Below are 15,115 nucleotides of genomic sequence, written 5' to 3'. Positions count from 1 at the left end.
GAGGTAAAAATGAAAAGAAAATTAACAAAACAAATTTTTGTAGGTGATGTCCCTGTTGGAGGTTCATCACCTATTACTGTTCAATCTATGACTAACACAATAACTAAAGATATAGACTCAACAGTAAAGCAAATTTTATTATTAGAAAAAAATGGCTGTGATATTTCCAGATCAGCAATTAATGACTTAGAAGATGCAAAAGCAATTTCTATTATTAAAAGTAAAACCAATATTCCTTTTATTGCCGATATTCAATTCGATTATAAATTAGCAATCGCAGCAGTTGAAAATGGAGCTGATTGTTTAAGAATTAATCCAGGCAATATTGGAAACAAGGACAGGGTTAGAGAAGTTACCCATTGTTGTGAAGAATATAATGTTCCTATACGAATTGGAGTAAATTCAGGCTCGCTACATCAAAAATACTTAGATAAGTATAAAGGTGTTAATTCTGATTCTATTGTTTATAGTGCTTTAGATGAGGTAAACTTTATAGAATCCTTAGGTTTTTATAATATGAAACTGTCCTTGAAGTCCAGTGATGTAAATATGAGTATTGAATCATATAAAAAGATTTCAGAATTAACGGATTATCCACTGCATCTAGGAATTACTGAAGCTGGACCTTCTTATGTTGGAACAATAAAATCAGCTGTTGGTATTGGAAGTTTATTAAGTCAAGGTATTGGTGATACTATTAGGGTTTCCTTAACAAGTGCACCAGAAGAAGAAGTTCGTGTAGGAAAAGAAATTTTAAAAGCTTTAAAACTTAGAACAGAAGGTATTAATATAATTTCCTGCCCAACTTGTGCAAGAACAAAGATTGATTTAATAAGTATTGTAAAAGAAGCTGAAAACTACCTAAATAATATTAATAAAAATTTAACTGTTGCTATTATGGGCTGTGTTGTAAATGGTCCTGGAGAAGCAAAAGAAGCTGACATTGGTATAGCTGGAGGCAATGGTCAAGGATTAATATTTAAAAAAGGGAAAATTATTAAGAAAGTTGAAGAAAAAAAATTATTAGAAGAATTAATTGTAGAAATAGAAAAAATGTAATAGAAGGTAAATATGGAATCAAAATTTAATACTTTACTAGACAAATTAAAAATCAACAATTGTTTAAATTGCGAGCCTGTTATTTTAAAGATTAATTATAATCAGAAAAAAGACGAAATTAGTTTTTTATTTTCAGAAGTTGAAAATATTGATGATAAAAATGAAATAAAAAATATTTTAAAGAAAATTTTACCAAATCTTTCTACTATTAAAGTTGAATTTGAAGAAGCTAAAGTTAATAATACAAATATTAATGTTGAAGAGCTGGTTTTTAATTTTTTAAAAAATAATAATATTAATGTAAATAAATCCGATATATATTTAATTGGTGAATCAATAAATATTTATTGTGAAGAAAAATATAAAAAATTATTATCTGAAAATAAGGTTGAAAATTTACTATTAGAAAGCGTTAATAAATACGACGATAAGTATACTAATGTTTTGATTAATACTTTGAAAAATGAAGATATTTCTCAACAGCATTTATCTTTAGTTAAATCTAAAGAAAAGAAGGTTAGTAAAGAATTTATTTCAAAAATTAATAGTGAACAAAACTGTAATTCAAATGATACAAATAACGATAAAAAAATAGATAAGAAAAATAGATATGGTAGAAAAATCACTAGTCCTATAACACCAATAAAGGATTTAGGTGATAATTGGGATTATATTTGTGTAGCTGGAGAGGTTATAGATTTAAATAAAGTAGTTACTAAAAAAAATGACTATGTAATACTTTCTTACGACATAAGCGACTATACTTCAACAGTAACCTGCAAAACTTTTTTTACAACAAAAAAATATAGTGAATTCGAAGATTTAATAACAGTTGGAGCAAGTTTAAAAGTTGAAGGTAAATATACCTATGATAACTTTGCTAAATCAAATGTAATTAATGTTAATAGTATTGAACCTTTTAAGATGAATAAAAAAACAGACGATTCTAGTGAAAAAAGAGTTGAATTACACCTTTTTACACAAATGAGTGCATTAGATGGATTTGTAAAAGTTAAAGAGCTTATGAAGCTTTTAAATAGTTGGGGGCATACTGCTGTTGGTATAACAGATAAGGGTGTTGTTCAATCTTACCCTGAAGTTGATCAATGTGCTAAAGAGAACTGCATTAAACCCCTATATGGTATTGATGCAAAATTCCTTAAAAATAAACTTAGAATTCTTACGGACTTCCATAATAAATTCAATAATGAGGAATTTGTAGTTTTTGACATTGAAACTACAGGATTTTCAAGGATAAATGATAAAATTATTGAAATAGGTGCTGTAAAAGTTAAAAAGAATAAAATAGTAGAAAAATATAATCAATTAATAAATCCTAATATTACAATTCCTGAAAAAATTATTGAATTAACAGGAATAACTAATAGTATGGTAGCTCATGAACCTAATATCGATAAAGTTCTTCCTGAATTTATGGATTTTGTTGGAAACTCAACACTAGTTGCCCATAATGCAGATTTTGATGTTGGTTTCATACGAGAAAATTGTAGATTGCAAAATATTCAATTTGAAAATGCCTATATTGATACAGTTGCATTATCTAGGTCTGTCTTTCCTGAATTGAAGAAACATAAATTAAATGTTATAGCAAAACATTTAAATATTTCTCTTGAAAATCATCATAGAGCTTGTGATGATGCACAAGCTACAGCAGAGATTTTTCTAGAAATCATAAAAAAACTAAAGGAACAAAATATAAGTTTTAATGAAGATATAAATAATCTAAATACAGAATGGTCAATTTATAAAAACGAATCTTTTAATGGGGTAATATATGCAAAAAATCCTACTGGTTTAAAAAATCTTTATAAATTGGTTTCTGAGTCAAGCTTAAACTATTTCAATAGATCTCCTGGCATACCGGAATTTCTTTTTGAAGAATATAAAGAAGGTCTTATAATAGGAAGCGGAAATCATAATGGTGAATTATTTAAAGCTATTATGAAGGATTATCCAGACTTTGTAATTGAAGAAATTGCAACTAAGTTTGATTTTCTTGAAGTTCAACCTCCTGAAAACTATGGAAAATTAATTCATGAAGGTGAAATTAAAGATATAAATCAAGTAAAAAAATATATAGAAAAAATATGTAGTATTGGCGAGAAATATAATATTCCTGTAGTGGCAACAGGAGATGTACATTATATTTATCCAGAAGATTATATTTTAAGGAATATTGTTAAATTCTCTCAACCACTTGCAAAGCATGAAAGGGAATTTAAACCGACTCTATATTTAAGAACAACAGAAGAAATGTTAAATTCCTTTGATTTTTTAGGCAGGAAAAAAGCTAAAGAAATAGTAATAAAAAATACAAATTTAATAAAGGATTTAATTGAAGAATTTAAACCTATACCAGACGGAACATTTCCACCGGTTATAGAAGGATCTGATAAAGAACTTAGAGATATTACCTATAATAAAGCAATTTCTTTATATGGCGACCCAATACCTGAATACGTTAAGGCCCGTTTAGATAAAGAACTAGACTCGATTATTTCAAATGGTTATGCGGTCTTATTTATAATAGCGCAAAAACTTGTGTGGAAATCAAATGATGATGGATATTTAGTAGGATCTAGAGGATCTGTTGGCTCTTCTTTCGCTGCAACTATGGCAGGTATTACGGAAGTTAATCCATTGTTACCACATTATAGATGTCCTAAATGTAAGCATAGTGAATTTATTGATGACATTAATATAGGTTCAGGTATAGATTTACCTGATAAAATTTGTCCTGTTTGTGGAACAAAATATATTAAAGATGGCCATAATATACCTTTTGAAGTGTTCCTTGGCTTTGAAGGAGATAAGGAACCGGATATAGATTTAAACTTTGCAGGAGAATATCAGCCTATTGTTCATAAATACACTGAAGAACTTTTTGGTTCAGATAAGGTATTTAGAGCAGGAACTATTGGTACTATTGCTGATAATACCGCCTATGGCTATATACAGAAATATATAGAAGAAAATGATTTAAATATTCCTAATGCTGAATTAAAAAGATTGCAAAGGGGAATCGTAGGAATAAAAAGAACTTCAGGACAACATCCTGGTGGAGTCATGATAGTTCCTCAAGATAAGGAAATATATGATTTTTGTCCAGTTCAACATCCTGCTGATGATATGAATTCCGATATTATTACTACCCACTTTAACTATAATGCAATTAGTGGTAGGATTTTAAAATTGGATTTACTTGGCCATGATGTTCCTTCAATAATTAAAATGTTAAGTGATATTACAGGTATAGATCCTCTTAACATTCCTTTTGATGATGAAGAAACAATGAGCATTTTCAGATCTAATGACGCCTTAAACTTTACTGAAGATTATGATTATACGCCAGTTGGAACTTTAGGTATTCCAGAATTTGGTACTAAATTTGTTAGACAAATGTTGGTAGAAACTGAGCCAACAACTATATCAGAATTGTTTAGAATATCTGGTTTGTCACATGGTACTAATGTTTGGACTAATAATGCCCAAGATTTAGTTAGGGATAATATTGCGTCTCTTAAGGAAGTAATTTGTACAAGAGATGATATTATGACTTATTTAATACAAAAAGGACTAGAAAACAAAAGATCTTTTAAAATTATGGAAACTGTTCGTAAAGGACGTTTACTTGATGAAGAAACAGAGGATTACATGAGACAATTCGATGTACCTGAATGGTATATTGATTCCTGTAGAAAAATTGAGTATATGTTTCCTAAAGCCCATGCTGTAGCTTATGTTTTAATGAGTTATCGTATAGCATATTTTAAAGTTCATTATCCTGAAGCTTTTTATTCAACTTTCTTTACTACAAAAATTGCAGATTATCCTGGACAAATTATTTATGAAGGACTAGATGCAATTAGAAAAAAAATTAATGAAATTAAAGAGCTTGGATATTCAGCTACGGCAAAAGACAATAGTACATTAACAGTATTAGAAGTAGCAGAGGAAATGTATTGTAGGGGAATAAAAGCTAGTCCTGTTAGCTTTGAAAAATCAGATAAATTGAAATTTAAAGTTTTGGAAAAAGGAAGTATTCAACCTCCTTTTAGAGGACTTGAAGGAGTATCAGATGCTCATTCAATAGCAATATACGACGAATATAATAAAAATGAATTTCTTTCTATTCAAGATTTAGTAAAAAGAACTAAAATTAATAAAGTTGCTGTAGAGTCTTTAAGAAACCACGGAGTATTACAGGGGTTACCAGAGTCTAACCAGTTGAGCTTCTTATAAAAAGATGTTGTAATTTCAACATCTTTTTATTTAATTATGTACTATTTCTATGCTATAATTGAATAGAATATACAAGAGGAGAATATATGAAAAATACTAAATTTGAATTTGAAGTTACAAACCAAGAATTTGTAAATATATTATTTGACAATTTAGAAGAAAAAATTAAGTTAATAGAAAAAGAATTAAATGTTAAATTATCTTTATATGGAAATGGTGTTAAAATAGTTGGAAATAATAATTATGCTAGTGCTGCTTATAATTTATTAATTGAATTATATGAGCTATTTGAAAAAGATGGCAATATTACAGAACAACAAATCAGGTATTTGATCAATATGATAAAAAAGGGTAAAAATGGAATTTCTCAAACCCTTCTTAACTATATAATTTGTACAACAGCAAGAGGAAAACCAATTAAACCAAAAACTTTAGGACAAAAACAATATATAGATTATATTTTAAATAATGATATTGTATTTGGAGTTGGTCCAGCCGGTACAGGAAAAACATATTTAGCCATGGCTATGGCAATTAGAGCTTTCAAAAACAATGAGGTAGATAGAATAGTGCTTACTAGGCCTGCCGTAGAAGCAGGGGAGAGTTTGGGTTTTTTACCAGGGGATTTACAAGAGAAAATAGATCCTTACTTAAGACCTATATACGATGCCTTATTTGAAATACTTGGTTATGAACAATATTTAAAACTAGTTGAAAAGGGCTTAATAGAAGTTGCCCCTTTAGCATATATGAGGGGGAGAACATTAGATAATGCCTATATAGTTTTAGATGAAGCTCAAAACACTACAAATGAACAGATGAAAATGTTCTTAACTAGAATTGGTTACGGTTCTAAAGCCATTATAACAGGAGATATAACTCAGATAGATTTACCTAGAGGAAAAAAATCAGGATTAAAGAATGCTAGTAATATTTTACGTAATATAGAGGGAATCGCATTTATGGATTTTGAATCTACAGATATAGTAAGACATCCTCTAGTACAAAAAATTATAAATGCTTATGAGAAATTTGATTTAAAGGAAAATAAAGATGGAAATTTTAATAAACAACAAACAAAATAAATTAACACTTTCCGATGATTTAATTTCAAATATAAAAAAAGCAATTCTAACTTGTTTAGAAATTGAAAAATACTCTACTAATGTCGAGGTGTCACTATCTTTTGTTGATAATGATGAAATTCAACAGATTAATAAGGACTTTCGTAATATTGATACCCCAACAGATGTATTGTCCTTCCCTTTAGATATTGATTTTTTTATTGAAAATATAAATATTCCCTTAGGTGATATTATTATTTCGACTGAAAAAGCCAAGGAACAATCTTTAGATTTTGGACATAGCTTAGAAAGAGAAATTATCTACCTAGTAGTTCACTCCATGTTTCATCTACTAGGATATGATCATATAGAAGATAAAGATGCAGTTATAATGCGAGGGAAAGAAAAGGAAGCTATTAGAAAAATAGGAATTTTTAGAAATGAAAAATAACAAGAACTTTAAAAACAATAATATAATAGAGAGTTTTAATCATGCAATTGATGGTTTAATATATGCTTTTAAAAATGAAAATAATTTTAAACGTCATGTATTTATGGCTATAGTTGTAGCACTACTAAGTCTTTTTTTTAATTTAACAAGATTAGAAATGGCTCTTTTATGTATTACTATTACTTTGGTTATTTTAGCAGAATTATTAAATACCACTATTGAAAAAATTGTAGATTTAATATATGAATACTATGAGCCTAGAGCTAAAATTGCTAAAGACGTAGGAGCAGGTGCCGTTTTAGTAACAGCTCTAAATTCTTTATTTGTAGGATATTTTATATTTTACGATAGAATTATACGTATTACTGAAATAGGTGTATTTAAAATAAAAAAATCACCAGTACACTTAACTTTTATTGCTTTAGTAATTGTAATATTAATAACTCTAATATTAAAAAGTACTTTTTACAAAGGAAAGGGAACTCATCTCCAAGGAGGGACAGTAAGTGGACACTCAGCTTTAGCTTTTTGTTTAGCAACTATTATTGTTTTTTTAGCGAATAATACCTTAGTTTCTATTTTAAGTTATTTACTAGCTTTTCTAGTAGCTGAGTCAAGAGTAGAAGGTAAAATTCATAGCCTTTCCGAAGTAATATTTGGTGGAATTACAGGATTTTTAATAGCTACTATTATATTTAAACTATTAGCGGGATTATAATTATGGAAATAAAAAAACTTATTCAATTAGCTTGTCAAGCAAGACAATTAGCATATGTTCCTTATTCTAAATTTAAAGTGGGGGCTGCTGTCGTTACAGAAGATAATAATATTTATACTGGATGTAATATAGAAAATGCTGCTTACTCTCCTTCTATTTGTGCTGAAAGAACAGCTATATTTAAGGCAATTAGCGAAGGAGAAAGTAAAATCAAATTAATTGTCGTAGTAGGATCTAGTGATTTCACTTTTCCTTGTGGGGTATGCAGGCAGGTTATAAAGGAATTTGCAACGAAAGAGTGTAGAATAATTGTTGCCAATAATGAAATAGAATATAAAATATTTACTTTGGATGAGCTATTACCTTATAGCTTTGGACCAGAGGATTTAAGGAGATAAAAATGTTTAAATCTGGATTTATAACAGTACTTGGAAGGTCAAATGTAGGAAAATCTACATTTTTAAATCATATTATGGGGGAAAAATTATCAATAATTTCCAATAAGCCACAAACGACAAGAGATAAAATTAAGATGATATATACAACTGAAAATATGCAGTGTATTTTTTTAGATACTCCTGGTATACAAAAACCTAAAAATAAATTAGGGGAATATATGTTAAAAGTATCAAAAGAAAGTTTAAACGATGCCGATATTGTGACTTATATAGTTGACAATAGTAAAATTATTGGAGAAAATGAAGAATATATTTTAAATTTTTTAAAAAATATAGAAACTCCAATTATATTAGTTATTAATAAAATAGATTTATTAAATAAAGAAGATTTAGAAGAGGTTATTACCCTATATAAAGAATATGACATTTTCAAAAAAATAATTACTGTTTCTGCAGTAAGTGGCAAAAACATAGATGAATATTTTAATGCAGTGTATGAACTTTTACCTGAAGGTCCTATGTACTATGACGAAGATGAAATTACAGACCAACCAGTTAAAAAAATTGTTTCTGAAATAATTAGAGAAAAAGCCCTAATTTATTTAAGTGAAGAAATACCACATGGTATAAATGTCGTTGTTGATAGTTTAAAACATAGAACAGAAAAAAATATATACGATATTTATGCTACTATTATAGTTGAAAAAAAATCTCATAAGGGAATGGTTATAGGTAAAAATGGGAAAATGATAAAAAAAATTGGTACTGATGCTAGAATAGATATTGAAAATTTTCTTGAAAGTAAAATTAATTTAAAATTATGGGTGAAAATTGATCCTGATTGGAGGAATGTAAATTCTAGATTGTCAGAATATGGATATAAATAATGCAAAATAATGAAACAAGAGCAATTGTACTAAATTCTTTTGATATAAAAGAAAGAAATAAAATCATTAAGGTTTTTTCAAAGGATTTTGGTAGAATTGATCTAATTTATAAGGACAATAAATATAATTCATTAAATAACTCTAGTCAATTAGACTTATTTAGCGAAGTATTTTTAAATATATATGTTTCAAAAGAATATGTATATTTAATTGATTTTGAACTTATTTCAACTAGATATAATTTAAGAAAAAACAATTTAAAAATACTATATGGTAATATTATTATTGAAATATTAGAAAAAGTTTTTCCAATGTACTTTGTTGAAGATAAAATCTATGATTTAACATCGAAAGTATTGGATAACTTAGAGAAAAAAAATAATAATAGTTATTTGCTTATATTGGCGTATATATTAAAGTTTTTAGCTTATTCTGGATATAAATTAGACTTTACAAAATGTACCAATTGTGGCGATACTAAATCTAAAAAATATTATTTTTCTTCTAAAGAAGGAGTTTTATTTTGTTATAATTGTACAAAAGGTTATAATATGTATGAATTGAATTCTTCACAAATCGTACTTATGAATAAATTATTGTATTCTAGGATTGATTCTATTCCTGATACAGAATATGAAGACAATTTATTCTTATTAAGGATTTTGATAGATAGCATAAAAAATATTTTCGAAATTAATAAATTTAATGCTTTAAATTTTATTAATTTATATAGGAAAGGTTCATATGGACAATAAAGTTTTAATTGAAATAGGAATAAAAAATTTACCGTATAATTTATACGATGTTGTTATTAGAAATTTAAAAGAAGAACTAAATAAAAATCTTGAAATAAATAATATTGATTATAATGAGGTAAAGTTTAATTATAGTAAAAATAGAATTTTATTTTCTTTTATTATTGCTAATACCATAGATGTAAATAACAATAAAATTTCAAAAATTATTATAGATTCATTAAACAAACTTTTCATTCCTATAAAAGATTTAGAAATTTCATATTTTTTAAAGGATTATATAATATGGATTCAGGGAATGAAAGATGATATATTTTTAGACTTTACAGATTTTAATATTTCTAATGAAGTCGATAGTAATATAACATTTTATAAAATGGTTTCTATTAACGAGTATATTGACCTATTAAGAGAAAATAATATAATTTTAGAAAATGATGTTCGGAGAAATTATTTTATTACAAAAGCAAATAAATTGGCTAAGGAATATGGTGGAGTATTATTTGATTCAAATTATTTAATTGAAAAATATATTAATTCATATAATTTACCTTATCCAATTTTAAAAAATTTCGATAATAAATTACTAGAATATCCACAAAAATTATTAGTGGCAATTCTATTGGACATTTGTAATGTTTTTCCAGTAGTAAATGAAAAAAATACATTATTACCATATTTTATTTTCTCAGTTGAAAAACATGATATTGATGATGAAAATAAAATTAGTAATATTCATTTAGATAAAATTAATGTTTTATTGGAAGTTTTAAAAAAATATGAAAAAACAATGGAATTTAGTTATGAATACTATCTAGATAAAATGAAAAATACTAAATTACCTATGGAAATAGGAACAGTATACGATGAAACCTTAAGAATTAAATCCTTTGCTAAAATATTAGGTTCTTATTTAAAAGTAGGAGAAAACACTATAAATAACATTGAACAAGAGGCAGATATTTGTAAATTGGATCTTGCGACGGATATTGTAAAAGAAATGCCTGCCTTAAAAGGAATTATTGGATATTTATATGCCAAAGAAAATGGCTTTAATGATATAGTTTCTAACGCAATGTATATGTATTATAGACCTAGATTTTTTTATGATAAAATGCCCGATACTACTTCGGCTAAAATACTTAGCATTGCAGATAAGTTAGATTCAATTGCTAATGTTTTTATTTACAATACTTTAAATATGAAAGATAATTTATATCAAACGACTGATATTAGGAGAAAAGCAAGTGGGGTTATAAATATAATCATAGACAATAAGTGGGATTTAAATCTTTCAGTTATCATTAATGATTTAATATATACCTATATAAAATATAATAATATAGTAGTGGATTATGAAGTTCTTAAAAATGAAATTAAAAGTTTTATTTTGTCAAAATATAGAGAAGAACTTATTAATAAAAATTTCCAATACAAGTCAATAGATAATTTAATAAAAAATATCCAGATAATATTTCAAAAATTCATGAAATATTAACAAAAGGAGAAGAAGATGAGTAATAAAAATTTAATAATAGTGTCTGATTCTACCGGCGAAACAGCTATTCAAATGACAAATGCCATAAAGGTACACTTTGATTTAGAAGGGGTAAGTATATTAAGGTATCCTGATATTTTAACTTATGAAGAAATAGATGAAATGTTTAATGAATTAACAGGAGAAAATTTAATTTATTCAACAATTATAAGAGAAGATATCTTAGAATATCTAAAAGAAAAGGCTGCTGAAAGAAATTATACTGTAGTAGACCTATTTGAAGTTCCTTTAACTGCAGCTGAAAAATTCTTTAATCAAAAAGCCAAACGAGAAGTAGGTTTAACCAGAACCTTAAGTGAAGATTATTTTGAAAAAATTGAAGCACTTGATTTTGCTATGAAGTATGATGATGGTAAAGACCCTCGTGGTATAAAATTAGCTGATATAGTTCTAATAGGTATATCTAGAACTTCAAAAACGCCATTGTCTCTTAATCTAGCATTTAAAAATTATAAGGTGTGTAATATTCCTTTAGTACCGGAAATTAATCCACCTGAGGAATTATTTCAAGTAGATCCAAAAAAAATAATTGGACTAATAATAAATAAAGACAAATTAAATGAAATAAGAAATGAAAGATTAAGATTAATGGGCATTATGTCAGGTGGTGAGTATTCATCAGAAAATAGAATTTTAAATGAATTGAGCTTTGCCTTAGATTTATATGAAAAAATCGGTTGTAGAGTTATTGATGTAACTACAAAAACCATTGAAGAAACAACATCCGATATAATTACAATAATTGATCAGAATAGAAATACAAATTAATAGGAGAAATAATGACGGAAGAAGTAAAGAAAAAAAGTATATTTAAAAAGTTATTAATTGCCATTTTATTTTTATTGGTTTTAGTGTATTTAGCTGGTATATATGTATTTTCAAAATACACCTACCCAAATACCTATTTAAACGATAATAAAGTTCCTTTTAAACAAATAGATACTTTATTTTCCAATATAGCCTTAGATAAAATTAAAATTTATGCTAAAGATAATGAAGAATATATTTTAGATCCTACAGAACTAAATTTTGTTGCTGACTATAAAGAGAATACGGAGATAAAACAAAATTCATTTATTTGGCCAATTGAAATATTTTCCAAGCATGAATATATTAACCCTGTAGAAAAAGCGGTAAATACAGAAAATTTAAACTCTTGGATAAAAGATTCGGACCTAACTAAAAACATGAAGGAGCCGATTAATGCAGAAATTATTAAAGAAAATAACAATTATATTATTAAAGAAGAAGAGTTAGGAAATACCTTAGATATAGAAAAGCTATATAGTACTATTGAAAGTTCCTATTTAAACTCTATTAATGAAATAACCTTAAAAGATGAATATGTTAAGCCAACAGTATTTAAAAAAGATTTAGAGGAAAGAACAGAATTTCTAAATAAGTTGTTAGAAAGAAATCTTTCCATAAAAATCCATGATGATTCATTAATAAAGTTAGAGGATATGGAAATCTTCATTAACGAAAATGAAGCCAAACTAGACTATGAAAAAGTAAAAAATTACGTTATAGAATTAAAAAATAAATATGATAATCTTAATAAAGAAAGAAAATTTACAACATATGCCGGTAGTGAGGTAACTGTTCCTGGCGGGAATTATGGGATACAAATAAATTTAGAAAAAAGTACAGATGCTATTTTCAATGCCTTATCAGAAGGAGATTCAGAAGTAGTTGATTTAGTTTATACTCATAAATCCCCAAATAATGGAGAAATTGGAAATACCTATGTAGAAATTAGTATTGCAGATCAAAGAATGATATTTTATAAAGATGGAAATGTAATTGTAGATACTCCTGTAGTTACCGGCCAACCTAACGGTGTTTATGATACACCTAAAGGAGTTTGGAATGTTTGGATTAAGGAAAGAAATAGATTCCTACGTGGTAGTAATTTAGATGGAAGTAAATATGAAAGTTGGGTTCAATACTGGTTACAAATCGATTATACAGGTGTAGGAATACATGATGCTTATTGGCAAAATGGAAATTTTGGAGGACAAAGATACAAAACAAGAGCAGGTAGTCATGGTTGTATTAACACTCCTTTAGGAGAAGTTAGTAAACTTTATGATAATATTGAAAAAGGTACTCCGGTAATAATATATTAGCTAAAAGGTGATTTTCAAATCACCTTTTTCTATTTCTAGTACATAATTTTCTAGTTCATATAATAATAAACATATATAAAGTAAGATAGTAATATTTAAAAAGTTACAAATTTAACTTTTTTGTAATACTTTTGTAACTAATTTGTAACTTTCATTGACTTCTGAACTATAGTCTATTAGAATTTATAATAGTGTACAACTTGGGAGGATACTAAATTATGAATAAGAAGAAATTAGGTGCATCACTAGGCTTTGTATCTTTAATAGCTTTAGGAGTAGTTGGTTTAAGTAATGAAACTTTAAGTGATGTTTTAAAGTCAGCACCTAAAAATTATGTAGAGAGTATTTCAGACTATAAAGAAGAAGATATTAATAAAATAATAGATAATAATAAAAATAATAAAAAAGAAAATATAGAAACTATAAAACTAGCATTAGATAATACTATTTATGAAGTTTCTAAAAAGGATAATTCAGCAAATGTTCAAGAAGAACAAACTTCACAAATAAGTAATGCTTCAAATGAAAATAACTCTACTGTAGTTCAAAATCCAGTAGAAACAAAAGCAATAGAAGAAAGCAACATCTCTCTTTCTGGAGAAAAAACTGTAGATACTTCTAAAACAACTAATTCTGAAAATGCTAATTCAAATGTAGATAATAATTCTAATATTGAAAGTAATGTTAATTCAGAAGTAGAAACTGTAGTTGTTAATGAAAATGAAAGTTCGTTATCAGATGAAAATACAACAGTTAGTACTCCGAAAATTGAAACTAACGAAGCAAAGGTTATTGAATTACCTGTAGAAGGTTGGATTTCACATAATTTAAATGTACGTTCCAGTGCAAAAATTGATGCTGAAAATATAATAGGTACATTAACTGTAGGGTCTAAAATTTCAGGCACTGAATCAAATGGTTGGGTTAAAATAGAGTTTGAAGGTAAAGAAGGATATGTTTCTAGAGACTATATTTCTAATACAGAAATAAAGGCTCCAGAAAAAGAAGAAACCCCTGCACCAGAAACTCCAGAAAATAGTCCTAATACTGAAGAAGAACAAAATGATACAGGAAATACATTAACTGGTTGGGTTAAAAGTCCTTTAAATTTAAGAGAAAATAATAACACTAGTTCTAAAGTTTTAACGGTAATACCTGCTGGTACTAAAGTTACCGGTACTGAATCAAATGGTTGGGTTAAAATCTCTTATAACGGATTAACTGGTTATATCGCTAAGTCATATATATCAGATACTGAAATAAAAAATGAAGAAAATAATAAAGAAACAAATACTGATGAAACTGTAGAAACAGATTCTAGTACAATAAACAAAATAGTAAATAGCGCTTATGGTTATGTAGGATCTAGATATGTATACGGCTCTGCAGATCCAAGTACAGGATTTGACTGCTCAGGACTAACATATTATCTTTATAAAACACATGCAGGTATAACTTTACACAGAAATTCTGCTGCACAAGCATCTAACGGCTATCAAGTATCAAAATCCAATCTAAAACCTGGAGATTTATTATTCTTCGCTACTTCTGGCGGAAAGAATATAAGTCACGTTGGGATTTATGTTGGAAACGGAAAAATGGTACATGCTTCTACTCCTGCAACAGGAGTTAAAGTAGATGATATTAATTCCAATTATTATGTTAATAACTATGTAACAGCAAGAAGAATAATAGACTAAATAATTTGGCTCTTTGTCAAATAGTGTTGATGAAGAAAATAATAATATTTGCGGTTCAAGCTAAGAAGCTTGAGCCGCTATTTCATTTTCAAAACCTTTAAACTTAAACTTATGAAAACATAACATAATCCTT

Annotated in this window: 12 protein-coding genes; all 12 read left to right on the top strand. The window is 27.0% G+C overall.

The features are described from left to right. Positions 1 to 9 precede the first annotated feature (9 nt). Positions 10 to 1,059, top strand: a complete 1,050-nt coding sequence (gene ispG / locus WAO56_RS11615; protein WP_422144224.1) for a flavodoxin-dependent (E)-4-hydroxy-3-methylbut-2-enyl-diphosphate synthase — start codon at positions 10 to 12, stop codon at positions 1,057 to 1,059. A gap of 12 nt (positions 1,060 to 1,071) precedes the next feature. Beyond that, complete coding sequence (locus WAO56_RS11610; RefSeq protein ID WP_422146371.1) at positions 1,072 to 5,322, top strand: PolC-type DNA polymerase III; 4,251 nt, start codon at positions 1,072 to 1,074, stop codon at positions 5,320 to 5,322. An 86-nt stretch (positions 5,323 to 5,408) separates the two neighbouring features. After that, positions 5,409 to 6,407 carry a PhoH family protein gene (locus WAO56_RS11605; protein ID WP_422144222.1) on the top strand — a complete coding sequence of 333 codons (999 nt, stop codon included), beginning with the start codon at positions 5,409 to 5,411 and terminating at the stop codon, positions 6,405 to 6,407. Then, positions 6,376 to 6,837: an rRNA maturation RNase YbeY gene (gene ybeY, locus WAO56_RS11600; RefSeq protein ID WP_422144221.1), complete on the top strand. Its 462-nt coding sequence runs from the start codon at positions 6,376 to 6,378 to the stop codon at positions 6,835 to 6,837. Before WAO56_RS11605 ends, ybeY begins: the two co-directional genes overlap by 32 nt. Further along, entirely contained in the window at positions 6,827 to 7,555 is a 729-nt protein-coding gene (locus WAO56_RS11595; RefSeq protein ID WP_422144220.1) for a diacylglycerol kinase, read from the top strand. The genes ybeY and WAO56_RS11595 overlap by 11 nt, the downstream gene beginning before the upstream one ends. Before the next feature lie 2 nt (positions 7,556 to 7,557). After that, complete coding sequence (gene cdd / locus WAO56_RS11590) at positions 7,558 to 7,953, top strand: cytidine deaminase (protein ID WP_422144219.1); 396 nt, start codon at positions 7,558 to 7,560, stop codon at positions 7,951 to 7,953. A gap of 2 nt (positions 7,954 to 7,955) precedes the next feature. After that, positions 7,956 to 8,840, top strand: a complete 885-nt coding sequence (gene era, locus WAO56_RS11585) for a GTPase Era (RefSeq protein ID WP_422144218.1) — start codon at positions 7,956 to 7,958, stop codon at positions 8,838 to 8,840. Then, positions 8,840 to 9,595, top strand: coding sequence for a DNA repair protein RecO (gene recO, locus WAO56_RS11580; protein ID WP_422144217.1), 756 nt, complete (start codon positions 8,840 to 8,842; stop codon positions 9,593 to 9,595). Before era ends, recO begins: the two co-directional genes overlap by 1 nt. Next, positions 9,585 to 11,093 carry a glycine--tRNA ligase subunit beta gene (locus tag WAO56_RS11575; protein ID WP_422146370.1) on the top strand — a complete coding sequence of 503 codons (1,509 nt, stop codon included), beginning with the start codon at positions 9,585 to 9,587 and terminating at the stop codon, positions 11,091 to 11,093. Before recO ends, WAO56_RS11575 begins: the two co-directional genes overlap by 11 nt. Positions 11,094 to 11,108: 15 nt before the next feature. Next, entirely contained in the window at positions 11,109 to 11,921 is an 813-nt protein-coding gene (locus WAO56_RS11570) for a pyruvate, water dikinase regulatory protein (RefSeq protein ID WP_422144215.1), read from the top strand. Between the two features lie 11 nt (positions 11,922 to 11,932). Further along, positions 11,933 to 13,282 (top strand): L,D-transpeptidase family protein, encoded by a 1,350-nt coding sequence (locus WAO56_RS11565; RefSeq protein WP_422144214.1) that lies wholly within the window; start codon positions 11,933 to 11,935, stop codon positions 13,280 to 13,282. 218 nt (positions 13,283 to 13,500) lie between these two features. Next, positions 13,501 to 14,982, top strand: coding sequence for an NlpC/P60 family protein (locus WAO56_RS11560; RefSeq protein WP_422144213.1), 1,482 nt, complete (start codon positions 13,501 to 13,503; stop codon positions 14,980 to 14,982). Positions 14,983 to 15,115: the final 133 nt, after the last annotated feature.

The sequence above is a fragment of the Miniphocaeibacter sp. genome (assembly GCF_049276255.1).
In the GTDB taxonomy this organism is placed as follows: Bacteria; Bacillota; Clostridia; order Tissierellales; family Peptoniphilaceae; genus Miniphocaeibacter.
The sequence above is the reverse complement of the archived record's forward strand: the minus strand, read 5'-3'. Positions and strand labels throughout refer to the sequence as shown.